The sequence below is a fragment of the Haloarchaeobius caseinilyticus genome (genome assembly GCF_051207395.1).
Classification (GTDB): Archaea; Halobacteriota; Halobacteria; order Halobacteriales; family Natrialbaceae; genus Haloarchaeobius.
The window spans coordinates 1,111,765-1,136,682 of record NZ_JBPJZC010000001.1; the positions used below are offsets into that span (position 1 = coordinate 1,111,765).

Sequence of the window (24,918 nt, forward strand, 5' to 3'; positions counted from 1 at the left end):
GCACCCACGACAGGACTGTGTGGGGAGGTGGTGCGCCGACTGGGTCGTTAGTCGCCACAGCCCAGTGGGCGAACGGAGAACGACGGGCGTGCTGTGGGCTCAGAACCACTCGCCGCCGCGGGGGAAGCGCCACCCGGGCCGACCGCGGCCGCGGTCCCCATCGTCGTCGTCCTGGTCACCTCGTCCGTCGTCACCGTCGCCCCAGCCACCGCGCCCGCCGTCTCTATCGTCGTTGTCCCAGCCGCCGCGACCGTCGTCGTCCCACTCACCACGGTCGTCTTCCCACCCGTGGCGACCACGACCACCGCGGCCACCGCGACCACCACGGTCGCCCCGTCCGCCGCGACCGTCACCGCCACCAGAACGCGGGTGGACGTTCGAGAGGAACGGCCGCTGACGGAGCGTGATGTCGTCGACGACTGGCAACAGGGTGAGCCCCTGTTCCCCACCGATCGAGCGTTCCCCATCCTCGTCGTAGAGGAACCCGACCACGAAGACGGAGTACGTCGCCCCGCCAGCCAGTGCGAGCGTGACCGGGAGCCGCTGTCTGTTCTCGCCGGGTTTCACCAGTACGAGGTCGACAGTTCCGGCGGGGACAGTCACGTAGTCCGAGTCGTCCTCGAACGCCAAGCCACGCGCGAGTCGGCCGTGACCGACGATACGGACGTTCACCTCACCGGCGTCGGGCGAGAGGTGGACCACCCTGACCTTCGCCTCGTCGTGGGCGACCGGCGAGTTATCGTCTTCGAGGACGAGGAGGTTTGGGTCCGGCCCACGCTGGATTGACCCGGTCGCAACGACCGTGTAGTCACCCTCGTCGAAGTAGTCGGTCTCGTCGATGCCACCGCGATTTCTCCGGCCACGACCCCGCCCCCGACCCCGGCCTGTGACCGCCTCCAGTTGATACAGCCCACTTCGGAGTCGAGCGTACGGGCTAATCTCTTTGAACGAAAAATCGTCCAGCACCTCGAAGTCGTTCAGCAACAGGTCTATCGCCGGTGCGTCGGGCACGGCATGGAGCGTCCGAACACTCGCTGTCTCGCCCTGCGCCGTCGATGCGACCGCGTTCTCGTCGGCTGCCCCGCTGACCCCACCGAACGCAGCTGCCGTTCCCACAATACCAACAGACTTCATCACGTCTCTGCGAGTAGCCATGACGTGCTGAGAGAAGCGTTGTAACTGGATAGGAATTTCTTCAGCGAACCACAGTTACGATAATAATATCCGGTGGGCTGAAAAATCACCCGGCCGAACGGTATGGGCGACGTACCCTCAGCCGTGTGCGAGTTCTTCCGCGACGGTCTCTGCGTCGAGGAGTGCCGGGTCGACGGCGAGGACTTCCTGCCCGCTGACGAAGTCCGGCAACGAGTCGGTGGTGTAGACGACCACACGAACGTCTTCGTTCATCGTCTTCGCGATGGGGATGGACGTGGCCTGTGCGGTGTCCGTGAGGACGAACAGGTCGGCGTCGATGATGCCCGCGTCTTCGAGCGCGGGACGGTTCGCCACGTCCGGAATCACGACGACCTCGATACCCTCAGCTTCGAGCGCCGCGACGAGCGCGTGCTCGTCGGGGCCAGTGAATACTGCCTTCGTCATCGTCTCACTCGTACTCGATGGTCGCCGGGGGTTTGTGCGTTACGTCGTACACGACACGGGCGACGCGGTCGTGGGTGCCGGTGATACGCGACTGGATGCGCTGGAGCGTCTCCCAGTCCAGTTCCTGTGCGCGGGCGGTCATGCCGTCGCGCGACTCCACGGAGCGAACGGAGACGACCCAGCCGTGGACGCGGTTGTCACCCTTGACGCCGGTCGCCTTGCCGATGACGGCGGCGAGCGCCTGCCACGGCTCGTACTCTTCGAGTTCGTCCTCGACGATGTGGTTCGCCTCGCGCGCGACTTCCAACTTCTCCTCGGTGATTTCGCCGATGATACGCACGGCGAGACCGGGGCCGGGGAACGGCATCCGTTCCGCGACGACTTCCTCCAAGTCCATCGCGCGGGCCACGTCGCGGACCTCGTCCTTGTACAAGTCACGGACCGGTTCGACGATGCCCTCGAAGTCGAGGACATCGGGCAGGCCGCCGACGTTGTGGTGGGACTTGATGCCGCCTTCAGACTCGATGCGGTCGGGGTAAATGGTCCCCTGCACGAGGTACTCTGCGCCGACTTCCTTCGCTTCGCGCTCGAACTCGCGGATGAACTGCTCGCCGATGATTTTACGCTTCTCCTCGGGGTCGGTGACGCCCGAGAGCGCGTCGAGGAAGCGCTCCTGTGCCTCCACGATGTCGAGCGAGTGCATGTAGTCGAACGTCTCGCGAATCTGGTCGGTCTCGCCCTTACGCATCAACCCGGTGTCCACGTAGATGGGCACGAGGTTGTCACCGATGGCCTCGTAGGCCAGTGCGGCCGCGACCGAAGAGTCCACCCCGCCCGAGAGGGCGATGATGGCCTTCGAGTCGCCGATTTCGTTCTGAATCTCTTCGACTGCTTCGGGAATGAACTCGTCTGTGTCTACCATTATGCTTCGACCTCTGTTTCGTCAGCGACGCGCTCCTCACCGAGGACGGCCTCGACGAGGCCGACGAACGGCGGCGACGCTCGACCCGGCCGCGAGCGGAACTCGGGGTGGAACTGGGTCCCGAAGAAGTACGGGTGGCCGTCCAGTTCCAGTATCTCCATGCGGTTCCCGGCGGTGCCGGAGAACACCATGTCCGAGGCGTCGAAGTCCTCGAAGTATTCGGGGTTGACCTCGTAGCGATGCCGGTGACGCTCGGTGCACGAGGTACCGCCGTAGACCGACTCGGCCAGCGTGCCCGGCTTGATGTCCGTCTCGTGGGCACCGAGGCGCATCGTGCCGCCCATGTCCGTGATCTCGTACTGCTCGGGCAGGATGTCGATGACCGGATGCGGCGTATCGCCGTCCATCTCGGCCGAGTTCGCGTCCTCGTAGCCGAGGACGTTCCGTGCGTACTCGACGACAGCCATCTGAAAGCCCAGACACAGACCGAGGAAGGGCACGTCGTTCTCGCGGGCGTGGCGAATCGCCTCTATCTTACCCTCGGTCCCGCGGGCACCGAATCCACCGGGCACGACGATACCGTCGCACTGGCGCAAGCGCTCGTAGTGCTCGCTGTCCTGTCCGTCGGCGGCGAGTTCGTCGGCGTCGACCCAGACCACGTTCACGTCCACGCGCTGGTCGAGTCCGGCGTGTTTCAGCGACTCGTGGACCGACATGTACGCGTCTTCGAGGTCGTACTTCCCGACGAGTGCGATGTCGACCTCGCCCGAGCGGTCTCTGGTGACGATGTTCCGCCACGTGTTGTCGCGTTCTCGCTTCGGCAGGGCGCGCGAGAACAGACCGAGCTGGTCCATCACGTACTCGTCGAGGCCTTCCTCTTCGACCATCAGGGGCACGTGGTAGATGTCCTCGACGTCCGAGTTCGAGAAGACGGCCTTCGTCGGCACGTCACAGAACAGCGCGATTTTCTCCTTCGTCTCGGGGTCGAGTTTCGTCTCACACCGCCCCACGAGCACGTCGGGCTGGAGGCCGATGCTCCGGAGTTCCTTCACCGAGTGCTGGGTCGGCTTCGTCTTCTGCTCGCCGTTTTTCGAGTACGGGACGAGCGTGACGTGGACGAACAGCAGGTCGTCGTCGGACTCCTCGTGGGCGAACTGACGCAGGGCTTCGAGGTAGGGCATGCCCTCGATGTCGCCGACGGTGCCGCCGATTTCGACGATACACACGTCGGTTCCCTTGGCTGCCTCGCGGATGCGCCGCTTGATGTCGTCGGTGATGTGCGGGATGACCTGCACCGTCTTCCCGAGGTAGTCGCCAGCACGCTCCTTCTCGATGACGTGCTTGTACGCCTTCCCGGTGGTCACGTTGTGGTCCGAGGTCATGTCGATGTCGAGGAAGCGCTCGTAGTTCCCCAAATCGAGGTCGACCTCACCACCGTCTTTCAGCACGTACACCTCGCCGTGCTGGAACGGATTCATGGTGCCAGCGTCGACGTTCAGATACGGGTCTACCTTGACCGCGGTCACGTCGAATCCAGCGTTCTTGAGAAGTCGTCCTGTACTCGCGGCCGTGATACCCTTGCCCAATCCGGACATCACGCCGCCCGTCACGAAGATGAACTTGTTCCCGAGTGTGGGGTCGTACCCCGTTTCGGAATCGGTCGGCATACTGACTGTGCGCGAGAGTTCCTCAAAACGGTTTCGGAGAGAGCCAGACTTGTGAACCGCTGTCTTTCAGCGGGACGAAAGGAACCGAGAAGACGGGGCGAAAACGGCGTGTGAGTCGGTCCCACAGGACCACCAGTTTCTCGTACTGGGCAGCGGAACACCCGGCCGTGTCCGACGACGTGACCCTCCGCGACGCGACTCGGGCCGACGCCGAGGCAATCCAGCGCGTCGCCCGCGACTCGTGCCACGCGGTGTACGATTCGATATTCGGCAGCGACCGGACCACCGAAATCGTCGAGACGTGGTACGCGCCCGAGACGCTGGTCTCCGACGACATCGACCCCGACGAGCGGCCGTTCTTCGTCGCCGAGGTCGACGGACGAGTCGTCGGTTTCGTCGAGGGTATCCCAGACGAAGACGGCCAGACCGCCAACCTCTACCGCATCTACATCGTCCCCGACCACTGGGGCGACGGCGTCGGCGGCGCGCTCCTCGACAGATTGGAGTCGGTCTTCGCAGCGCGCGGCTTCGACCGACTACTGGTGTCGGTCCTCGCCGACAACGAGACCGGCGTCGGCTTCTACGAGGCAGTGGGCTTCGAACACGTCGAGACGGTCCGAGACGAACAGTTCGACGTGAAGCGAGCGAAGTACGCGAAACCGCTCCCCTGAGTCGTGCTGGGACTCGACGACCTCCTGTCGCCGGTACTCGTCCAGCAGGGTGGTCTCACAGCCCTGGCCCAGTCAGCACGCGACGAACTGCGAACGCGGTTTCGGCAGCGAGCACTCAGAGACCCACCAATTCCTATCGCCGACCAGTTCGAACTGTACACGCGACTCACCGGCCTGCGAAACCGTGTCCGATACGACGCCGAGACAGAACCCTGGTCCTTCATCCACGTCGACCCCGCCGAGGTCGACCACTACACCACCGGTCTCGAACTCCCGTGGGGACTCGGCCGCGTGCAGGACGGCGACTGGGACCGCGACCGTCACTGCGACCACATCCGCGAGAACGCCAAATACCGCGGCCTCGTCGAACGCTTCGAAGAGGGCCACGACTGGGCTGACACCGAATACTACGACGACGTGAAATCGCGGTTCGAGGCGGGCGAGAACCCCCGCGGCTTCGCAAACTTCGAGACGTTCGAGAACGAGCGCCTGCCCGCGGTCGACGACCTGTACGAGTCCATCGCGGCCCACGGCTGGCGGCCGAACCACGAGAGAGACCACGAACCCGCCGACTGGACCGCCTACGCCAGCAGCCTCGACCCGCTGGTCGCCATCGGCCGCGAGGGCGACGTGCTGTGGTACGAGGGCTACACGCGGTTCATGCTGGCGGACGTTCTCGGCGTCGCCGAGATTCCAGTGCTGGTCCTCTGTCGCCACAGCGAGTGGCAAGCGACGCGGGACGCGGTCGCTACTGGCCAGTCTCTCGACCGGAGGCAGGTGGCAAACCATCCCGACCTCCGGATTCTTCGTACCTCGAAGCCGTAGTGTGAGCACGACAGAGACCCACGGCGTAGCAGTATCAGGTCTGATACTTTTCATGATGGCTACCGAACCATCGACGCATGCCTACCGTCCAACGGGACTCACACCGCGGAAAAATCTGCCAAGCACTCTCGAAAGAGGCGTGGATGACCTGTCACGACGTCGCGAACACCAGCGCGTACTCTGCAGGCGGGGCGTCGAGCATTCTGGCCGACGTGTACCGTGCTGGGTACGTCGACAGACAACAGACCGAACCGACAGCGGAGGACAGAGTCGAGTACGAGTATCGATTGCGAGAGAACGTGAGCTTCGACTGAGCGCTCAGTCGTCGCTCTGTGCCGTCGACTGCTCGACGGCCGATGCTTCGGCGTGTGACAGCGGGTCGCTGTCCCAGTACTCGTGAGTCGCGTCGAGTCGGAAGCACGTCGCCTCGTGGCGTTCGCCGACCTCGTACGCGGCCGGAGACTGCTGCGTGCAGGCCTCGGTGGCGTGCGGGCAGCGCGTGTGGAATCGACACCCTGACGGCGGGTTCCGGGGCGACGGAACGTCGCCGGACAGCACGTCGCCGCGGCGACCGTACTCGTCGACGCTCGGCCGCGGGACGCTCTCCAGCAGCGCCTGCGTGTAGGGATGCTGCGGGTCGTCGAATATCTGGTCGACTGGTCCGGTCTCGACGATTTCACCGAGATACATCACCGCCACGCGGTCGGAGATGTGCCGAACGACCGAGAGGTCGTGGGCGACGAACAGGTACGTCAGTCCGTACTCGTCTTGCAGGTCCTGTAGCAGGTTGAGCACCTGCGCCTGCACGCTCACGTCCAGCGCCGACACCGGTTCGTCGAGCACGATGAACTCGGGGTCGATGGCGATGGCCCGCGCGATACCGACGCGCTGGCGCTGGCCACCCGAGAACTCGTGTGGGTAGCGGTCGACGTGGTTCGCGGAGAGACCGACGCGTTCGAGCAGGTCGGCCGCTTCGGCCATCCGCTCCTCGCGGTTCGCGACGCCGTGGATACGCAGGCTCTCGGTGACGATTTCGCCGACAGTCATCCGCGGGTCGAGACTGGAGAACGGGTCCTGGAACACGATTTGGGCGTCCCTGCGGAACTGTTTCAGTTCGCGCTTGTCCATCTCGAACACGTTCTGTCCGGCGAACTCGACCGTGCCGCCCGTGGCTTCGCGCAGGCGAAGCACGGTTTCGCTGGTCGTGGACTTGCCACAGCCAGACTCGCCGACGAGGCCCAGCGTCTCACCCTCGTGCACGTCGAACGAGACGCCGTCGACGGCTTTGACGCTCTGTTTCTCGTTGCCGAGCATGCGGTCGAGCAGCGTGTCGTTCTCGTAGTAGTACTTCTCCAAGTCGGTCACGCGAAGCAGTGAGTCACTCATGGCTGGCACCTCCGGATTCGGCAGTCGCGTCGCCGCCAGGAGTGTCCTCGCGCTCGAAGTAGTCGTCTGCGAGGGCGTCGCTCGGGTCGAACTCGCCGTCTGCGAGCACGCATCTGGCGGTGTGGTCCGGGTCGCCGTCGACACTGTGGTGTTGCGGGTGACTCAGACACGACTCCATCGCCTGCGGACAGCGGTCGGCGAAGTAACACCGCTCGCCCATCTCGCTGTCGAGCAGGCTGGGGACGTTCCCCTCGATGGGTTGCAGTCGCGGGTCAGGTTCGTCGAGGTCCGGCAACGAGCCGAGCAGTCCCTGCGTGTAGGGGTGCGTCGGCCGGTCGAAGATGGCTTCGAGCGAACCGCGTTCGACGACTTCACCCGCGTACATGACGGCGACGCGCTCGCACATCCGCGCGACGACACCGAGGTCGTGCGTGATGAGCACGACGCTCATCCCGCGTTCTTCCTGAATGTCTCGCAGCAGGTCCAGAATCTGGGCCTGAATCGTCACGTCGAGTGCGGTCGTCGGCTCGTCCGCGATGAGCACGTCCGGTTCGCCAGCCAGCGCCTGGGCGACCATCGCGCGTTGGAGCATCCCACCCGAGAACTCGTGTGGGTGCTGTTCGGCGCGCTCGGCCGGGTCGGGGATACCGACCTGTTCGAGCAGTTCGACCGCGCGGGCGTGGCTCTCCTCTGACGTGTAGTCACGACCCGGGACGATGCTATCTACGAAGTAGCTGGCCAGGCCGTAGCCCTGACTCCGCGAGCGAGTGCTTCGCGGGTTCGACGACGCGCGTCGCTGGACCTCGACGGCCTCGGCGATTTGTTCGCCGACGGTGAGCGACGGGTTGAACGTGCTCATCGGGTCCTGGAAGATGGTGCTGAACGTCGGGCCGCGGAGTGACCGGCGCACACCTTCCGGCAGCTGTCGGAGGTCGACGTAGTCGCCGTCGACCGCCTCGGGACGGTCGCCGCGGAACTCGTCCGCGAGGTCCGGATTCCGGAGCCAGACCCGGCCGTCGGTGACTCGCCCCGGGGAGTCCACGAGGTCGATGACCGACAGCGCGGTGACCGATTTACCTGAGCCGGACTCACCGACGATACCGAGAATCTCGTTCTCGCGCACGTCGAATGAAACCGACTCGCAAGCGTTGACCACGCCCTCTTCGGTGAAGAAGCGCGTCGAGAGGTCCTCGACGCGGAGCAGGTCGTCCGCTCGCTGTGTCGTTCGGCTCATACGCCACCCTCCCCCTCGATACCGGGGTCGAGTGCGTCTCTGAGCCAGTCACCGACGAGGTTCAGGCCGACGACGGTGACGACGATGGCCAGTCCGGGCATGGCAGCGATCCACCACGCCGATGTCTGGTAGTCGCGTCCGAGGGCGATGTCGCCGCCCCAGGAGATGTTCGCGGCCGAGAAGCCGAGGAACGACAGCGCGCTCTCCAACAGGATGATGGCCGCGACCTGAATCGTCGCCAGCACGAGGATGGGCGTCACGGCGTTCGGCAGGATGTGCCGGAACAGAATCGAGCGGTCGCTCGACCCCATCGACCGGGCCGCCTTGACGTAGGACTCCTCGCGCAGGCTCAGTGCTTCGCCACGGGAAACCCGGGCGAACCACACCCAGTTCACCAGTGCGACGACCACGACGACGGTTCCCGGGACGATGGTCTGGTCGGGCATCTGGCCCGAGAGACCGACGAGGTCACGGAACGCCCCGGCCGCGCCGCTGCTGACGAACGGGTCGGGGACGGTGAGTTTCGCCTGTCCCCAGACGCCGACCAGCGCGATGGCCAGCACGAGCGAGGGGAACGCGAGCATCACGTCCGCGCCGCGCATCAGCGCGTCGTCGACCCGACCACGGTAGTAGCCCGCGGAGAGACCGACGGCGACGCCGATGACGGCGGCGAGCGTCGTCCCGAGGATGCCGACGAGCAGCGAGACACGAGCACCGTAGATGAGCCGCGAGAGGATGTCGCGGCCGTTCGAGTCCGTCCCGAGCGGGTGCGCCAGCGTGGCGTTCTCGTACACCGTCTGGTTCTCCGTCTGTATCACGCCGTTCTCGATGACGACGCTCCCGTTCTCGATGACCTGGACTTCCTCGGTCGAGGTCGTCGAGAACCCGAGCGGCGGCGACTGCGCCTCGTCGAGGTTCTGTTTCGTCGGCTGATACGGCGCGACGAACGGTGCGAACACCGCCGTCAACACGACCACCGCGACGATGGCGATGCCGACTTTGGCGAGCGCGTTTCGCCGCAGTTCGTTCTGCAAGTTCTGCTTCGTCCGGGCAGATGGGACGGCCGATTTCAGGCCCTTCCACACCGCACCGAGTATGTCGTCTCCAATCATCAGTCGTAGCTCACCCGCGGGTTGATGTACGCGTACAGCGTGTCGACGGCGATGTTCACGAGGACGAAGCCGACCGCGATGATGATGAGCGACCCCTGTACCATCGGCCAGTCACGGGCGTTGATGCTCTTGATGAGCACGCTCCCGAGTCCCGGCCAGGCGAACACCGCTTCGGTGATGACCGCGCCTCCGATGAGCGACCCCAACTGGAGGCCGACCACCGTGATGATGGGGATGAGCGTGTTCCGGAGCACGTGCTTGTACCGCACGAGCACCTCGGGCAGCCCCTTCGCCCGCGACGCGCGGACGTAGGACTTCCCGAGTTCGTCGAGCATCCCACTGCGCGTGAGTCGGGTGATGAGCGCGGTGAAGTACGTCCCGAGCGTGATGGCCGGGAGTGTGATGTAGCTGAGCCACTGAACGAATTTGGGAATCACCGACCCGAACTCGCCAGCGAGCAACACACCGACGACGGCCGGGAAGCCGACCTCACGGCCACTGGTGTGGAACCACTCGAACTGGACGGCGAAGACGATGACGAGCATCACACCGAGCCAGAAGTTCGGCGTCGAGATGCCGCCCAGTGAGAACAGCGTCGCTGCGTAGTCCGGCGGCTCGTGGCGTCGGGTCGCGCTGACCACGCCGAGCGGGATGGCGATGACGACCGCGACGAGCGTCGCCGCGACAGCGAGTTCGAGCGTCGCTGGGAGCGTCCGCCCGACGCGTGCTGCGACCGGGGTGCCCGTCGTCAGCGAAGAGCCGAAGTCACCCGTCGGGACGTCCAACAGGAACTGGAGGTACTGAACGTGCAACGGTTCGTTCAGCCCCAACTCCTCGATGACTTGCTGGCGAACTTCCGGTCCGACGTCTGGCGGTAACAGCACGTTCGCCGGATTGCCGGGTGCGATGACTCGCAGGCCGAACACGACCGTGATGACGCCCCAGACGACGAGCAGCCCTTGCAGTACTCGTTTGACGAGAAACCGGGCGAGTGACATGTGGTCAGTTGGGACTCATCGCGTAGGCGTCGATGCGCTCGTCGGAGCGTGGCTCCCACTGGACCCGGTCACTGACGCCGTAGACACTGAACTGCTGGTTCAGGAAGATCCACGGACACTCGTCGTGCGCCAGTTTGTTCGCCTGCTGGAGCGTCTGGATCCGGGCGTCGCCGGTCTGGCCCGCCGCCTGTTCGAGCAGCGAGTCGAACTCCTCGTTGTTCCACGTGGTGAGCGAGCCGTTGCTTGCGAGCAGCGCCTGCATCACGAGCGCGCCTTCGAACGTCGCCTCACCCCAGCCGATGAGGTACCAGTTCGGCTTGTCCGTAATCTCGCCAGTGAGCAGTTCGTCGACGAGCGACCCGAAGTCGCGCTGTCTGACCGTCGCGGAGACGTTCGACAGTTCGTCGATGTAGCCAGCGACCGCCTGTGCGATTTCTAAATCCTTGAGGTAGCGGCCCGAGGGCGTGTGGAGCTCGATTTCTACGCCAGCGTGTCCGCTCGCCTCCACCAGCGACTCGGCCTCGGCCTTGTCGTACGGATACGGCGCGACGTCCGAATTGTGGCCGACGAACTCTTGGAGCGTCGGCTGGCCGGTCTGTCTCCCGAATCCGCCGAGGATGTTCTTGACGATGCTCTCTAAGTCGATGGCGTAGTTCATCGCCTGCCGGAACTCTCTCGACGAGAAGGGTTCGACGTCGTAGCGCATCGCGTTGTAGAGGATACGCGTACTCGGGGCCGCCTTGACGGAGGTGCCGTCGTTGTTGTTCACCCGTGAGACCTCCTGTGGCGGGACGTTCACGACGATGTCGGTCTCGCCGGAGACGAGTTGGTTCACACGCGTGCTGGACTCGCTCGCCGCCTTGAACGTGAGCTTCGACACGTCGGCGTTCTCCTGCCAGTACTCTTCGTTGCGGACGAGGACGACCTGTTCGTCCTCGGTGTAGGAGTCGAGCTTGAACGGCCCAGTGCCGTTCATGTCCTGTGAAATCTCTGCCTTCTCCAGTCCCTCTATCCAGGATTGCTGGACGATGTCGCAGTACGTCGCAAACTCGGAGAACACGATGGGGTTGACCCCGTCGGTGTTCACGCGCAACGTCATGTCGCCGCTGGCGGTGGCCTCGGTCACACCCGCGAGTTGGTCGCTCTGCGGGCTGGCGAAGCCGACGTCTTCCTGGACGATGCGGTTGATACTGTAGGCTGCGTCGTCGACGGTGAACGAATCACCGTTGTGGAAGGTCACGTCCTCGCGGAGTTCGAACTCGACGGCCGGTTCGCCGTCGACACGGGAGTATCCCGTGGCGAGAGCTTCGACCATTTTGCCGTCTGCATCACGCGTGAGTAGTCCCTCGTACGCGTGGAGCATGACGACGTCCGTCGGCGTCTCACGGTGGTCGTGCGGGTCCAGCCCCGACGGCATGTTCCCCTGTGTAATCGCGACCTCGAAGTCACCTTTCACCTCCGTCCCGTCGTCGGTCATTTCGGTGCCACTGTCGGTCTCCTCGCCACCACCAGTCTCGGTCGGCGCGTCGGACTCGGTTCCCTCACTATCCCCACCGGTCGTGCAGCCAGCCAACGAAAGGGCGGCAGCACTGACTCCGGCACGCTTCAGGAACCTCCTCCGTGACGTGGTTTCACGCATCACGGCCGTAGATACCAGCAAGCGGTATTAAAAGGCAGTACTGTCCCGGCGGTATGTTTAGATTTCTCACATTATTTTTCCGGTCTAATCGGCAATTATTGCCTGCCGACGGAAACCGATTTGTCGGCAGCCACCCAGTCCTCCACTCGATGCGCGTCGAACACGTCGGTACGGGCGACCCGGTACTCGCGGTCGTGACCACCGTCCACGGTGACGAGGTGTGTGGGTCGAAGGCGCTCGAACGGATTCTGGCGGCCGACCCGACCGTACGGCGACCCTACCTCGCCGTCGTGGCGAACGAAGCAGCCCACGAGTTGGGTGTCCGGTTCGTCGACGAGGACCTGAACCGAGCGTTCCCGGGCGACCGCGACGCCGACACCCACGAGGGCCGACTCGCGGCCGAACTACTCGCCGAACTCGATGGCCTCCCCGTCATCGACTTGCACTCGACGCTCTCGACACCGCGTCCCTTCGCGCTGTACCAACAGCTTACGCCGACGACGCGGCGACTGCTCGCGGCGACCGGTCTCTCTGACGCGGTAGACATCAGCCACGTCCCCGGTGGACTCGTCGGCTGTGTCGACGGCGTCGCAGTCGAGTGTGGCCTGAAGGGCAGCGAGGCAGCCGTCGACGCCGCGGAAGACCTCATCTGGAACGTCCTCGCGGCGTTCGGCGTGGTCGACCGCCGCCACGCCGACGGTGACCCGACCGTCTTCGAAGTGACCGAGACGGTCGCTGGCACCGGTTACGAATTCCTCGGCGAGAACTTCACCGCGGTCGAGCGTGGGACGCCGTTCGCCCGGCGCGGCGACGACGAACTCGTCGCCGAGACGGACTTCTACCCAGTGTTGATGTCGACCGACGGCTACGACGACATGGTCGGCTTCGGTGCCACTCGGCTCGGTAAACTCTCGTCGCTCGGCGCGAACGAGCCCGATGCCGACGACGAGTGAGTTTTCTCGTCGGCATCCTATCGAACCGTCGAATCGAGTCGTTTTTTGCTGCGTACCCGGTGGATACACCCGATGCGAGTCGAACAGCTAGGCGAGGGTGAACCGGACATCGCGGTCGTCGCGGCGATTCACGGCGACGAGCCGTGTGGCGTCCACGCGGTCGAGCGACTGCTCGACGAGCGACCGCCGGTCCGAAAACCCGTGAAACTCGTCGTCGCCAACGAAGAGGCGCTGGCACAGGGTGTGCGGTATCTGGACGAAGACATGAACCGGGCGTTCCCGGGCGACCCGGACGCCGACACCCACGAGGGCAGACTCGCGGCCGAACTGTACGCCGCCGTCGAAGACTGCCTGACGTTCTCCATCCACTCGACCCGGTCACACGCCGAACCGTTCGCGGTCTTCGACGAGATGACCGAGTACGTGCGCGAGGTCATCCCCCGATTGCCGGTCGCGACCGTCGTCGAGACTGGCCCGTCGGTCGATGGCCGACTGTTCACGTCGCTCGACGTCGTCGAGGTCGAAGCCGGGCTACAGGGGAGTGACCGTGCCGTCGAGAACGCCGACCGCTTGACCCGGGCCTTCCTCACGGCGACCGGCGTGCTCCCGGGCGACGCACCGCCGAAACCGATTCCACACTACCGACTCCGCGAGCAGATTCCGAAACTCGAAGCCGACCAGTACGAGGTGTTCGTCGAGAACTTCGCGTACGTCGAACCCGGGACGACGTTCGCCGCCGTCGACGGCGAACCGCAAGTCGCGGACGAACCGTTCTACCCGGTGTTGCTGTCGGCCGACGGCTACCCGACCGTGTTCGGCTACACCGCCGACCGCATCGGCGAACTGACCGCCGAGGCCTGAACGTCGGCTCACCCACGTACTTTTCGCCGAGTCAGTCCCGCAGCAGCAGTGCGACCACTCCACCGAGGACGACGAGTCCGACGCCGAGGCCGACGAGTCGCAGGTCGAGCGTCCACGGTGCTGCGCCGCACTGTAGCAGCACGAGGTCGGTGCCAGTCACCTGTAGCTGGAACTGCCACGTGTCGAGTGCTTCGGCCCGGCAGCCGACGCCAGGCGCGAACAGCGCCCACAGTGAGACGAGCAGGCCGACGAACAGGGCGGAGGTAGCGAGTTCTGGCAGCCAGCGGCGAGCGACTCCGGTCATTGGCGGCGCTTCTCGGGGTCGGACCAAAGGCGTTCTGTCTCTGCGGGCATGCGGCTTCGGGCGGTCGTGTTCAGCGCGACGGCGACCCAACTCGGCCGGTCGACTTCCGTCGACCCGACCGCCCGGATTGACTGGTCGTAGTCGCGGACGTAGTCGGTGCCGTTTCGGCTAAACAGTGTGTGGACGGAGAGGCCCGCGACGACGCCTTTGTGGACTACATCGGCGGATAGCCGAAACTGTGACCGGTTGGGAAACACGGTGGGATACGCCGAGGCGAGCGAAGCGTTCACCGTGTAGTACGAGTCGCCGCTCCAGTACTGGGTCGTGACGTTCACCTGAGTCGCCGCCGCGAACGTCGTTCGAACGAGTTCTGCCCCGGTCGGGTCGTCTGGGACGCGCTGGCGACCGTCGAGCACCTCGTATCTCGCCTCACCACCGTCGTTTCCAGTCCGGACGGCGGTGACGGACCCGTTCGTCCAAATGGAGACGTTTCGTTCGAGCAGTCCGAGTTCGGCCAGTCGCTCGCCGCTCGACCAAATCGTGTAGAGCGCCGACCCGTTTGAACCGATGGAGAGGGTTCGAATCTCACGTTCACGGACTGTCCCGTTTCGGCCGGTAACAGTCGTCACGCGTTGGCGGACGTAAGAGGTGTCTTCGACCACGGCACGGTGTCGTGCCGCGAGTGCGGCCGGGTCGGTCACGCCCGTTGCGCGTAGCCCGGGAACGATTTCGGGCGCAGGCGGTTCGGTCGTCGTCGGGACATCGAACGGTTGGCGGGTCGTCGTCTGCTCGCCCGCGAACGACCCACACCCGGCGGTCAGTACGCAGCAGACGACACAGACGAGGGCCACCACCCGTCGCATCGTCCCCGGCTACGGGGCCGACCGAGTAGGCTCTTGGGATGCGGTAGAGACCTGCATCACGGAATCAGACCGAGAGTTTCGGAACGAGGAACCCGCCGACCACGTCGGCGACCTTCTCGTGCTGGCCGACGAAGTGGTGGTCCGCACCGAAGGCGTGCGTCTCGAAGCCCAGTTCGGTCGCCCGGTCGACGACGCGTTCCCAGTTCACGAGGTCGTCGCGCTCACCGTAACACACCTGTACCGGACACGAGATATCGCCCAGCGCGGCCACTGCGTCGAGGTCGCCGGCAAGTCGGTCCGCGGGGGCGAGGACGGAGACCGCAGTGATGGACACATCGGCGGTCGAGGCTGCCAACAGCGCGAGACAGCCGCCGAAGCTGTAGCCGAACAGTGCGACGCGGTCGTAGCGCTCGGCCGCCCAGCGGAGTGCGTTTCGCACGTCTTCGAGTTCGCCGTAGCCCTCGTCCCAGTCGCCGTAGTCGAAGCGCAGACAGTCGATACCCGCGTCGGTCAGTACGTCGCTCAGCGCGGTGAGTCGGCGGTCGGTCCGGTTCCCACCGTGCTGGGGATGCGGGTGACAGGTCACGACACAGGAATCTGCGTCGGTGGAAGCGGCGTCGAGAACCGCTCGAACGTCCCGCGCACCCGGGACGAGGATGTCATCGTGCATACCGATACATTCGTACAGTGACGTTTTTAAGTTCGTGGAAGCAAGGTAACGGTTATGGGAATACTGTCGCGGGCCTCGTACGTGATAAGGTCGAAAATCAACTCGGTCCTCAACCGGGCCGAAGACCCGACCGAGACGCTAGACTATTCCTACGAGCAGATGCGCGACCAGTTGCAGCAGGTCAAACGCGGTATCGCGGACCTGACGACACAGAAGAAGCGACTGGAGATGCAACAGCGCCGGCTCGAAGAGGACGTCGAGAAGCACAACCGACAGGCCCGCGAGGCGGTCCGCCAGGACCGTGAAGACCTCGCCCGCAAGGCGCTGGAGAAAAAGAAGACGAAGATGACCCAAATCGAGCAACTGGACTCGCAGATCGACCAGCTCCAGAACACGCAGGACCAGTTGCTCGACAAGAAGGAGAAGCTCCAGAACCGTATCGAGGAGTTCCGCACGAAGAAAGAGACGATGAAGGCTCGCTACGAGGCGGCCGAAGCGAGCAACCGTGTCTCCGAGGCGATGACCGGCGTCGGCGACGAGATGGAAGACGTAGGCATGGCCATCGAGCGCGCCGAAGAGCGCACCGAGGACATGGAAGCCCGCGCGGCCGCGATGGACGAACTGTACGACGAGGGTGCGTTCGACGACGCGCTCTCGGACAAGGACTCCATCGACCGCGAACTCGAAAACCTCGGCTCCTCCAGCGAAGTCGAAGCCGAACTCGACACCCTCAAAGCCGAGATGGGAAAGGGTGGCGAGCCGGCCGAAACCGACACCGAAAGCGAGGTGAGCGACGACGACGTGAGCGCGGAGCTCGACGAACTCGAACAGGAGATGGAGGCCGCCGAAGCGACGAGTGGCGGCAGCACCAGTGGCGGCGCAGACGACGTCGAGGCAGAACTCGACGACTTAGAAGAGGACGACGCCGAGACCCAGAAGTAAGCGAAATCGCTGCTGACGAAGCGTCGTCACGACGCCTTTTGCTTCTCGGGATATCGAGTCTGACGCTGGGAACGACGCTGGCGTATCGAAAGTCGGGGCCGACATCTGTTCTGACGGCGAACTAGCCACTTTAGTGACAGTAAGAGAGATTATCAGGGGGCGTTGCTAGAAACAATCATCTCCACTCCACACGTACGACTAGTGTCATGGCTGAGAGGGTCACAACGGGGGTGCAGGGTCTCGACGAAGTACTACACGGCGGGTATGTCAAGAACAGGAGCTATTTGGTACGCGGAGAGCCAGGCGTCGGGAAGACGCTGCTCGGCCTCCACTTTCTGGTCGACGGCGTAGAGAACGGAGAGTCGTCGCTGTTCATCAATCTCGGTGCCCCGGAAGCCGACATTCGGTCCGACGCGGCGGAAATCGGCCTCGACCTGACGGGCGTCGAAATTCTCGACCTGAGTCCCGCGTCGGATTTCTTCGTCGACAATCAGATGTACGACATCTTCACGGCTGCGGAGGTCGAACGTGGAGAGTTCACCGAGGTCATCTCCGATGCGGTGCGGAAACTCCAGCCGACCAGAGTCTTCGTCGACCCACTCACCCAGTTCCGCTACCTCTCGCCGGACGAGTATCAGTTCCGTGAAGAGGTGCTTTCGTTCCTGCAGTTTCTCAAAGAAGAAGGCTGCACCACGCTGTTCACGTCGCAGTCGACGCGGACCTTCCCAGACGACGACCTGCAGTTCGTCAGCGACGGGAACATCCACCTCTACTACGGCGAGGTGTTGCACCACATCGAGGTGACGAAGATGCGCGGCACAGAGTTCGAACACGGTCCGCAGACCCTCGAAATCGGCGACGGCGGGATGCGGGTGTTCTCGCTCTTGCGGCCGGGTCGGTTCCAGGTCGACTTCGAACCGGAACTGCTCCCCTCGACGAACGAAACCCTCGACGCCCTGCTCAACGGCGGCATCGAGCGAGGCACGACGACGCTCATCAGTGGCCCGACCGGTGTCGGCAAGACGACGGTGGCGATGCAGTTCATGATATCGGCTGCACAGCGCGGTGAACGAGCCGTAATCTACCTGTTCGAGGAGTCCGAGAACACGTTCGTCCTTCGGGCCGAGTCCATCGGTTTCCCCATCAAACGGCTCGCCGAAGAAGAGAAGCTGTCGGTCATGCAGGTGGAAGCGTACGAACACTCCGCCGAACAGTTCTCCGGACAGGTCCGTCGCGAGGTGGAGTCGAACGGCACCAAGTACGTGATGATCGATGGTATCGACGGCTACGTCGCGTCCATCAACGGTGGCGAAGAGGAACTCATCTCACGACTGCACGCGCTGGTCGGCTACCTCCGCAACGTCGGCGTGACGACGTTCCTGACGACCGAGATGGAGACCATCACGGGACAGTTCCGGCCAACCAGTCGCCGTGCGAGTTACCTCGCAGACAACATCCTCTTCCTCGGCTACTTCGAGTTATCCGCGAAGCTTCACCGCTCCATCGGGGTGTTGAAAAAGCGCGCCGGTGACTTCGACCACGACATTCACGAGTTCTACATCTCGCAAGACGGTATCCGAGTCGGCCGAAAACTGAGCAAACTCCACGGCATCCTCACCGGGACGCCACGCTGGGTCGAAGACATCCCCGAGATGGACGATATGTTCGCCGACGACAGTGGTATGGCCGGGGACGACTGATGGTCCGAGCGACGTACCACGAGGAAAACACAGAGGAGACGGTCGTCCTCCTCCTCGTCCACCGGCGGAATCGAGAACTGCTGTCCGAATGGCTCTCCGAACACTTCTCGGTCCAGATGCCAGAGGAGGGGGAACTTCCCGAGACGTTCGACCTCTGTATCATCGACTTAGCGACGCTCCGACACCACCACGAAGCACTCGAACGACAGAAGAAGAACGCTGCACCACTGTTTCTTCCGTATCTGCTCGTGGTGCGTGAACGCGAGCGGTCGCATCTGACCGACGATACGTGGAGACTCATCGACGACAGTGTCGTCATCCCGACGAGTCAGGCCGAACTCGGCGCACGGGTCAGCACGCTGTTGACCGCCCGCTGGCAGTCGCTCGAACTGCAGCAGATACGACAACAGGAGATAGAGCAAGAGCGAGCCTTCACCGAGAGCGCGCTCCGAGCACTTCCCGACGTGTTCTACGTGTTCAACGACGAACTCGAACTTACGCGATGGAACGACCGGCTGGCGACTGTTTCGGGCTACACCGACGAGGAACTCGCGGGGCTGTCGCTGGAGGAAATCGTCGCCGAGAACGACCGAGAGGTGGTCGTTTCGAGCTTCCAGCGCGTTCTCAGCGACGGCGGGACAGCACAGGTCGAGGCGACGTTCGTCGCGAAGAACGGACTGGATGTCCCCTACGAATTCACCGCTGCACGGTTGCAAAACAGTGGCGACGAGCGTCCTGCGGTCGTCGGGATGGGCCGTGACGTGACCGACCGTGCGCTCCGGCGCGAACTCACTCGACAGAACGAACGGCTGGAGAAGTTCGCCAGCATCGTCAGTCACGACCTCCGAAACCCCCTCACCGTCGCCAACCTCAACTTAGACCTCGGGCGCGACACCGGCGACGACGAGTACTTCGAGAAGGTCGACCGTGCACTGGGGCGGATGAACGACCTCATCGAGGACCTGCTCGCGCTGGCCCGGAAGGGACAGGTCGTCGGCGAGGTCGAACCAGTCTCACTCTCGTCTGCGGTCAAAACGTCGTGGTCGAACGTCGACAGCGGGACGGCGACGCTCGAACTGGTCGATTCGGCGGTGATTCTCGCAGACGAGCCCCGACTCAGTGACTTACTGGTGAACCTGTTCCGGAACGCTGTCGAACATGGTTCCACGAGCCCCCAGCAAGCTGAGGACGCTGTCGAACACGGTTCGAACGGAAGTCAGAACGAGTCCGCAGACACCACCGAACACGACGACGGTGGCAGCACCATCCGCGTGGGCCTGCTCGACGACGACTCCGGCTTCTTCGTCGAAGACGACGGGGTGGGGATTCCCGAGAAGGAGCGCGAGAAGGTGTTCGAGTACGGCTACAGCACCTCTGAGGAGGGGACTGGGTTCGGACTCGCCATCGTCCAGTCCATCGCAGAGGCCCACGGCTGGACCGTCTCGCTCACCGAGTCCGACACTGGTGGTGCACGCTTCGAGGTACGGGGTATCGGGTTCGCAGCAGAGACGGCAAACGACGAAGACGCAACCACGGGCGAACCGAGTGGAGCGTCGGTGACGGCTGCCGACGAATCACTCGAAGGCGAAACGGACGGACCGCGATAGGCTACACCCTTTTCGGTGTCGGTAGAGTTCCACCCGATATGGTAGACGACGGTGGTAGTGGCGACCAGCCGCGGGACACGATGCGACAGCGGGCGGACGCGAGTTCGCTGAAACTCAGACTGCTGATGGACGTGAACCGCCTGTGGCTCACTGCTGGTATCGCCGCGTTCGTCTTCGTCTCTCTCGTCGTCATCGGTATCCTCCATCCATCCGATACCCACGCGCTCTTAGCCGACGGTGACCCAATCGAGACGCTGTTTCAGGCGTTCGTCACGGCCATCATCACCGGGGTGACGCTCGTGCTGACGTTGAACCAGCTCGTCCTCTCGCAAGAGCTCGGGGCGGTCGGCGACCAGCGCGAACGGATGCAGGGTGCGATGGAGTTCCGTGACGACCTCGCCGACGTCGTCGAGGCTCCCGTCGCACCGGCCGAACCTGCAGCGTTCCTTCGGGCGCTCGTCGACGTGTCGCGCGAGCGGGCCGAAACGCTCCGAGACACGGTCGCCGACGGCGGCAACGAGGAGTTGCAATCACAGGTCGACCAGGTCGTCGATGGCCTCGTCGAGAACGCAGACGGCGTCGAGGAACGACTCGACGGGTCGAACTTCGGGACGTTCGACGTGCTGTTCGCCGCGCTCGACTACAACTACTCGTGGAAGATTTACGCGATTCGTCGGGTCAAACGCGAACACGTCGACTCCCTCGACGACGAGGCCGCACAGGCGTTCGACGACCTCGTGGACACGCTCGAACTGTTCGGGCCAGCCCGTGAGCACATCAAGACGCTGTACTTCCAGTGGGAACTCGTCGACCTCTCGCGCGGGATGTCGTACGCGGCGGTGCCCGCGCTGGTCGTGACGAGTGCGATGCTCGTCTTCTTCGACGCCGATGCATCGGCGTTCGCCGGGTCGATACTCGGCATCGACAAGTTGCTCCTGTTGCTCGCCCTGACCACGACTATCGCCATCGTCCCGTTCGCCCTGATGCTGTCGTACGTGCTGCGAATCGCGACGATTACGAAGCGGACGCTCTCCATCGGCCCGCTCATCCTCCGCGAGACCGACCGGACGGACGAAGTGGACTGGGACTGATACGTTTCGGAAGCGAGAAGCAGAGGCGGCAGGATTTTGTCCGTTCCGCGTGACGATGTATCATGCGACTGTTGTTCGTTCACTCCGACCATCTGTCGTTCGAAACCACGACCGAAGCGACGCCCGACGCGGAGACCGAGGGTGTCCCGACAGCGGGGGAACTGGACGACTGCCTGACGACGTTCATCAGCGTCGAAACGGGTGACGTGAGTGACCCGGAGAGCGTCGTCACGAACGCGGCCAACGAGTTGCGCGACGTTGCCGAACAGCTCAACACGCGCAAGGTGGTGCTGTACCCCTACGCGCACCTGAGCGACGACCTCGCGCCGCCGGACGTCGCCAAATCGGTGCTGCAGGGGATGGAAGACGAACTCGCAGGCGATTTCGAGGTGTTGCGTGCGCCCTTCGGCTGGTACAAGTCCTTCGAGTTGCACTGCAAAGGCCACCCACTGTCGGAACTGTCGCGACACGTCACGCCCGGCCGACCGGACGACGACGACGAACTACGTGAACCGAGCGAGTGGTTCCTGCTCACGCCTGGGGGCGACCTGCAGGACCCGCACGACGCGGCGGACGACCTGTCGGCAGACATGCAGGCGTTCGTCGCCGCCGAGGTCGACGGCGAGACGGCGAATCCGGGACAGGAACCGCCCCACCTCGAACTGATGCGCGAGAAGTCCATCGCGGACCACGACGACCTTTCCGACGTGGGCAACTTGCGGTACTACCCGAAGGGGAAACTGATTCGTGATGCACTGATGGCGTACGTCTCCGACCGTGTCGTCGATTACGGCGGAATGCCGGTCGAGACGCCCGTGATGTACGACCTCGGCGCACGCTGTGTTCGAGAGCACTCGGAGAAGTTCGGCGAACGCCAGTATCGCTTCGAGTCCGGCAACCGCGAGATGATGCTGCGCTTCGCGGCCTGTTTCGGTCAGTTCTCGGTGATGCGCGACATGCACATCGCCGACGCCGACCTCCCGCTTCGCCTGTACGAGATGAGCACGTACTCCTTCCGCCGCGAGCAACACGGCGAGGTCCAGGGCCTGAAACGACTCCGCGCGTTCACGATGCCCGACATGCACACGGCGGCCGCGGACATCGAAGGAGCCAAGACCGAGTTCGCCGCACAGGCACGCCTCGCACTCGACGCCAGCCACGACCTCGGACTGGACTACGTCGCCGCGATGCGCGTCACCAGGGAGTTCTACGACGCGAACGAGGACTGGGTCCACGACCTCGTCGCGGACCTCGACCAGTCCGTCCTGCTCGAAGTCCTCCCAGACCGTCACCACTACTGGTCCGCGAAGATCGACTTCGCCGCCATCGACGGCCTCGGGCGGCCAATCGAGAACCCGACGGTCCAGATAGACGTGGAGTCCGCGGAACGGTTCGAAATCACGTACACCGACGACGAGGGGGCACACTACCCGACGCTGCTGCACTTCTCGCCCTCTGGCGGTATCGAGCGCGTCATGGCCGCACTGCTGGAGCAAGCCGCGACGATGGACCGACCCCGCTTGCCCACGTGGCTCTCGCCGACGCAGGTCCGGTTCGTCCCTGTTCGCGAAGAACACCGCCATCACTGCGAGGCACTGGCGGACGACCTCGATGCCGCCGGTATCCGCGTCGACATCGACGACCGAACGGGCGAGTCGGTCGGCAAACGCGTCTCGAAAGCCGAGCGTGACTGGGTGCCGTACTACGCCGTGGTCGGCGACCGCGAAGTCGACGCCGACACCCTGAAGGTCGCGGTTCGAGAGACCGGAGCGGAAGCGGAACTGACGCCACCGGAACTTGAGCAGCGAGTGGCCGCCGAAATCGACGGACTTCCGCGCGTCCGGCGGTACCTCCCGCGCCGACTCTCACGGCGACCACAGTTCCCCGGCAACTGAGTCGGGAGACGAGAGACGGCCGTAACAGCTTTTTACCACGCTCAAATCGGCCGGAACAACTTATGTGGAGTACTTGGTTTCTCAAGGTGTATGCTGGGGAGCGCAATCGAGGGCGGCTTGCTCGCACTGCTCGCCATCGGCACGTGGCAGCTCCGTCGGACCAGACAGTCGACTAGTGGCGCGCACGACGAACTCTTCGCTGCACCACGGTTCGTGACGCGACGTGACCACGATTTCTCGTTCGACCCGAAAGTCACAGCGAACCTCGGAATCGCGTGGTTGGAGATGGTCGTCGTCGGCATCGCGGGAGCGTTACTCGGTGTCCTCCTCACGATGCCAGGCACCCCGCCGCTGCAGAAAGGACTGTTCACGGGGACGTTCCTCGTCGGGAGCGCACTGCTCGGCCACAGCCTGTACGTCAGACTCGGCTTCCCGGTTCGGGGCCAAACCGTCTCTGAGACGGGCCAGACTGCCGGCGATGCGCGAACCGACCTCGCCGCGACGGTCGGCGAACCGACGGCTACCGACTTCGACGCCATCCGCTCGGCGATGGCGACCGCACGCGGCGACGCCACTCCCGCACCGGACGTGCTGACCATCGGACTGCTCGCTTCGGCCTACAACGAGGACGACGTGCGCGACGTTCGGTGCTGGGCGGCCCGGACCGGGTTGGCGAGTCCGGCGACGTTCGACGCGCGGCGAGCCGAACTCGTCGCCGCAGGCGTGCTGGCCGAGGATAGTTTCCGCCTGCGCGTCAGCCGTATCGCGTCGACCGAACCGGCGGACGTGGCTGCGATGGCGACCTCGTTACTCGCATAACGACTGCTTCTCTCGGTGCAGGTCACGGTTCAAGTACGGAGCGGCGGCCACGCCCGTCGTGCCCTGACAGTCGTCGCGCGAGGGGCAACGGGTGTACGGCGAGTCCTCGCGCGAGCGTCGCCACTCGCCGTCTGTTCGTCACTGTCGGATAGCGACCGCCTCACCGATTCTCCACGTCGACCCGGTCGGTCGGCGTCGCATCGATTCGTGCGCCATCGCTTGCCAGCGCACAGACCCGAACCTCGCCACTGACGCCAGCAGCGTCGAGCGCGTGCCGTGCGGCGTCTTGGGCTCGGTCGACGTGTGCTGTGTCGGTCAGGCCGTACACCGTCGGTCCCCACGACGACTGGCCGACGCCAGCCACGGCGGGGTCGTCGCCGAACTGGGAGACGATGGTACCGACCGGCGGCCGGAACACGCCGCCTTGCTCGTCGGCGTACCACGCGCCGTTTCGTCGCTCGATGTCGGTGATGGCCGCACCGAAGGTGTCGAGGTCACCCTCTGCTGCGGCCGGGAGGAGTCGCCGAGTGACGACCCCAGCGATTTCGTCCGCGATGCTCGCATCCGCTCGCTCGACCACCGAGCGCATGCTCTCGTTCTCCCGGTCACCGCTGCGACCAGCAGGAACGTCCGGAACCGCGATGACGGCCCGCCAGTCGTCGGGCAGGTCGTGGCGGGCAGCGACCGCCGGGACCCGCCACTCGCCATCGGCTGGTGGCTCGGTCGTGAAGCGTTCGGTCGGATGTCCTGCGTCGACGACGAAGCCGCCGACCTGGAACGTGGCGACGCCGATGCCCGAGCGGCCGCCACGGCCAAGCTGGGGTGCGAACTCACGGACGTCCACCTCGCGGTCGTAGGCGGCCCCGACCGCGACCAGCGTGGCGAGCGCGAGCTGTGTCCCGCTGCCGAGGCCGACGTGTCGTGGGAGGTCCTCGACGACGGTCACGTTCGCACCGGGAACGTCGAGTACCTCGACGACCCGCTCGGCGTACGGCCGCACGTCGGGGTCAGCACAGCGAAGCGTGTCTGCACGTGTGGCCTCGACGCGCACCCGCGGCTCCGCGAGGCCGAAGCCGATACCGCCGTAGAGTCGGTCGTGCGCGAGCGAGAGGTTCTGGAACCCGACGTGTAGTCGGGCACCAGTCGAGACCACTGCCATA

24 protein-coding genes are annotated in these 24,918 nt (G+C 64.5%); 11 read left to right on the top strand and 13 right to left on the bottom strand.

Features of this window, described 5'->3' with window-relative positions:
- Positions 1–99 precede the first annotated feature (99 nt).
- The 4 genes from ACSC1P_RS05905 to pyrG form a co-directional block, all read right to left on the bottom strand.
- On the bottom strand, positions 100–1,155 hold the full coding sequence (locus ACSC1P_RS05905; protein ID WP_435359205.1) for a DUF4397 domain-containing protein: 1,056 nt from the start codon (positions 1,153–1,155) through the stop codon (positions 100–102).
- 117 nt (positions 1,156–1,272) lie between these two features.
- A complete protein-coding gene (locus ACSC1P_RS05910; RefSeq protein WP_435359206.1) occupies positions 1,273–1,599 on the bottom strand; it encodes a DUF7126 family protein in 327 nt (108 codons plus the stop codon).
- Between the two features lie 4 nt (positions 1,600–1,603).
- Entirely contained in the window at positions 1,604–2,521 is a 918-nt protein-coding gene (gene guaA / locus ACSC1P_RS05915) for a glutamine-hydrolyzing GMP synthase (protein ID WP_435359207.1), read from the bottom strand.
- Positions 2,521–4,188, bottom strand: a complete 1,668-nt coding sequence (pyrG, locus tag ACSC1P_RS05920) for a CTP synthase (RefSeq protein ID WP_435359208.1) — start codon at positions 4,186–4,188, stop codon at positions 2,521–2,523. The genes guaA and pyrG overlap by 1 nt, the downstream gene beginning before the upstream one ends.
- Positions 4,189–4,355: 167 nt before the next feature.
- Between pyrG and ACSC1P_RS05925 the strand changes: the two genes are divergently transcribed.
- The 3 genes from ACSC1P_RS05925 (at position 4,356) to ACSC1P_RS05935 (ending at position 5,998) form a co-directional block, all read left to right on the top strand.
- Positions 4,356–4,859 carry a GNAT family N-acetyltransferase gene (locus ACSC1P_RS05925; RefSeq protein ID WP_435359209.1) on the top strand — a complete coding sequence of 168 codons (504 nt, stop codon included), beginning with the start codon at positions 4,356–4,358 and terminating at the stop codon, positions 4,857–4,859.
- Between the two features lie 3 nt (positions 4,860–4,862).
- Entirely contained in the window at positions 4,863–5,684 is an 822-nt protein-coding gene (locus ACSC1P_RS05930; protein ID WP_435359210.1) for a hypothetical protein, read from the top strand.
- 77 nt (positions 5,685–5,761) lie between these two features.
- Entirely contained in the window at positions 5,762–5,998 is a 237-nt protein-coding gene (locus ACSC1P_RS05935) for a hypothetical protein (protein ID WP_435359211.1), read from the top strand.
- Positions 5,999–6,002: 4 nt separating this feature from the next.
- Here the strand turns inward: ACSC1P_RS05935 and ACSC1P_RS05940 are convergent, their stop codons facing one another.
- The 5 genes from ACSC1P_RS05940 to ACSC1P_RS05960 are packed head-to-tail and all read right to left on the bottom strand — an operon-like array spanning position 6,003 to position 12,053.
- Positions 6,003–7,070 (bottom strand): ABC transporter ATP-binding protein, encoded by a 1,068-nt coding sequence (locus ACSC1P_RS05940; protein WP_435359212.1) that lies wholly within the window; start codon positions 7,068–7,070, stop codon positions 6,003–6,005.
- Positions 7,063–8,304: an ABC transporter ATP-binding protein gene (locus ACSC1P_RS05945; RefSeq protein WP_435359213.1), complete on the bottom strand. Its 1,242-nt coding sequence runs from the start codon at positions 8,302–8,304 to the stop codon at positions 7,063–7,065. The genes ACSC1P_RS05940 and ACSC1P_RS05945 overlap by 8 nt, the downstream gene beginning before the upstream one ends.
- Positions 8,301–9,416 carry an ABC transporter permease gene (locus ACSC1P_RS05950; RefSeq protein WP_435359214.1) on the bottom strand — a complete coding sequence of 372 codons (1,116 nt, stop codon included), beginning with the start codon at positions 9,414–9,416 and terminating at the stop codon, positions 8,301–8,303. The genes ACSC1P_RS05945 and ACSC1P_RS05950 overlap by 4 nt, the downstream gene beginning before the upstream one ends.
- Complete coding sequence (locus tag ACSC1P_RS05955; RefSeq protein WP_435359215.1) at positions 9,416–10,414, bottom strand: ABC transporter permease; 999 nt, start codon at positions 10,412–10,414, stop codon at positions 9,416–9,418. Before ACSC1P_RS05955 ends, ACSC1P_RS05950 begins: the two co-directional genes overlap by 1 nt.
- 4 nt (positions 10,415–10,418) lie before the next feature.
- Positions 10,419–12,053, bottom strand: a complete 1,635-nt coding sequence (locus ACSC1P_RS05960) for an ABC transporter substrate-binding protein (protein WP_435359216.1) — start codon at positions 12,051–12,053, stop codon at positions 10,419–10,421.
- Positions 12,054–12,202: 149 nt separating this feature from the next.
- On the opposite strand from ACSC1P_RS05960, the gene ACSC1P_RS05965 reads away from it, so the two are divergent.
- Both ACSC1P_RS05965 and ACSC1P_RS05970 read left to right on the top strand, forming a co-directional pair.
- Positions 12,203–13,006 (top strand): M14 family metallopeptidase, encoded by an 804-nt coding sequence (locus ACSC1P_RS05965; protein WP_435359217.1) that lies wholly within the window; start codon positions 12,203–12,205, stop codon positions 13,004–13,006.
- A gap of 72 nt (positions 13,007–13,078) precedes the next feature.
- Positions 13,079–13,867, top strand: coding sequence for a M14 family metallopeptidase (locus ACSC1P_RS05970; protein ID WP_435359218.1), 789 nt, complete (start codon positions 13,079–13,081; stop codon positions 13,865–13,867).
- A 31-nt stretch (positions 13,868–13,898) separates the two neighbouring features.
- Here the strand turns inward: ACSC1P_RS05970 and ACSC1P_RS05975 are convergent, their stop codons facing one another.
- From ACSC1P_RS05975 to ACSC1P_RS05985, 3 genes are all read right to left on the bottom strand, one after another.
- Positions 13,899–14,171 (bottom strand): hypothetical protein, encoded by a 273-nt coding sequence (locus tag ACSC1P_RS05975; protein ID WP_435359219.1) that lies wholly within the window; start codon positions 14,169–14,171, stop codon positions 13,899–13,901.
- Positions 14,168–15,034, bottom strand: a complete 867-nt coding sequence (locus ACSC1P_RS05980; protein ID WP_435359220.1) for a hypothetical protein — start codon at positions 15,032–15,034, stop codon at positions 14,168–14,170. Before ACSC1P_RS05980 ends, ACSC1P_RS05975 begins: the two co-directional genes overlap by 4 nt.
- A gap of 64 nt (positions 15,035–15,098) precedes the next feature.
- The gene (locus tag ACSC1P_RS05985; RefSeq protein WP_435359221.1) at positions 15,099–15,704 is read right to left on the bottom strand and encodes an alpha/beta hydrolase; all 606 of its coding nucleotides are present in this window, start codon (positions 15,702–15,704) and stop codon (positions 15,099–15,101) included.
- Between the two features lie 54 nt (positions 15,705–15,758).
- Between ACSC1P_RS05985 and ACSC1P_RS05990 the strand changes: the two genes are divergently transcribed.
- The 6 genes from ACSC1P_RS05990 to ACSC1P_RS06015 all read left to right on the top strand — a co-directional run bounded on the left by ACSC1P_RS05990 (position 15,759) and on the right by ACSC1P_RS06015 (position 23,758).
- Positions 15,759–16,646 (top strand): PspA/IM30 family protein, encoded by an 888-nt coding sequence (locus ACSC1P_RS05990; RefSeq protein WP_435359222.1) that lies wholly within the window; start codon positions 15,759–15,761, stop codon positions 16,644–16,646.
- A 206-nt stretch (positions 16,647–16,852) separates the two neighbouring features.
- Positions 16,853–18,346 carry an ATPase domain-containing protein gene (locus ACSC1P_RS05995; RefSeq protein WP_435359223.1) on the top strand — a complete coding sequence of 498 codons (1,494 nt, stop codon included), beginning with the start codon at positions 16,853–16,855 and terminating at the stop codon, positions 18,344–18,346.
- Positions 18,346–19,953, top strand: a complete 1,608-nt coding sequence (locus ACSC1P_RS06000) for an ATP-binding protein (RefSeq protein ID WP_435359224.1) — start codon at positions 18,346–18,348, stop codon at positions 19,951–19,953. The genes ACSC1P_RS05995 and ACSC1P_RS06000 overlap by 1 nt, the downstream gene beginning before the upstream one ends.
- Positions 19,954–19,991: 38 nt before the next feature.
- On the top strand, positions 19,992–21,044 hold the full coding sequence (locus tag ACSC1P_RS06005; protein ID WP_435359225.1) for a DUF7972 family membrane protein: 1,053 nt from the start codon (positions 19,992–19,994) through the stop codon (positions 21,042–21,044).
- A 62-nt stretch (positions 21,045–21,106) separates the two neighbouring features.
- Entirely contained in the window at positions 21,107–22,939 is a 1,833-nt protein-coding gene (locus ACSC1P_RS06010) for a threonine--tRNA ligase (RefSeq protein WP_435359226.1), read from the top strand.
- Positions 22,940–23,029: 90 nt separating this feature from the next.
- A complete protein-coding gene (locus ACSC1P_RS06015; protein WP_435359227.1) occupies positions 23,030–23,758 on the top strand; it encodes a hypothetical protein in 729 nt (242 codons plus the stop codon).
- 160 nt (positions 23,759–23,918) lie between these two features.
- Here ACSC1P_RS06015 and ACSC1P_RS06020 read toward each other — a convergent pair whose 3' ends face one another.
- Positions 23,919–24,917 (bottom strand): beta-ribofuranosylaminobenzene 5'-phosphate synthase family protein, encoded by a 999-nt coding sequence (locus tag ACSC1P_RS06020; RefSeq protein WP_435359228.1) that lies wholly within the window; start codon positions 24,915–24,917, stop codon positions 23,919–23,921.
- Position 24,918: the final 1 nt, after the last annotated feature.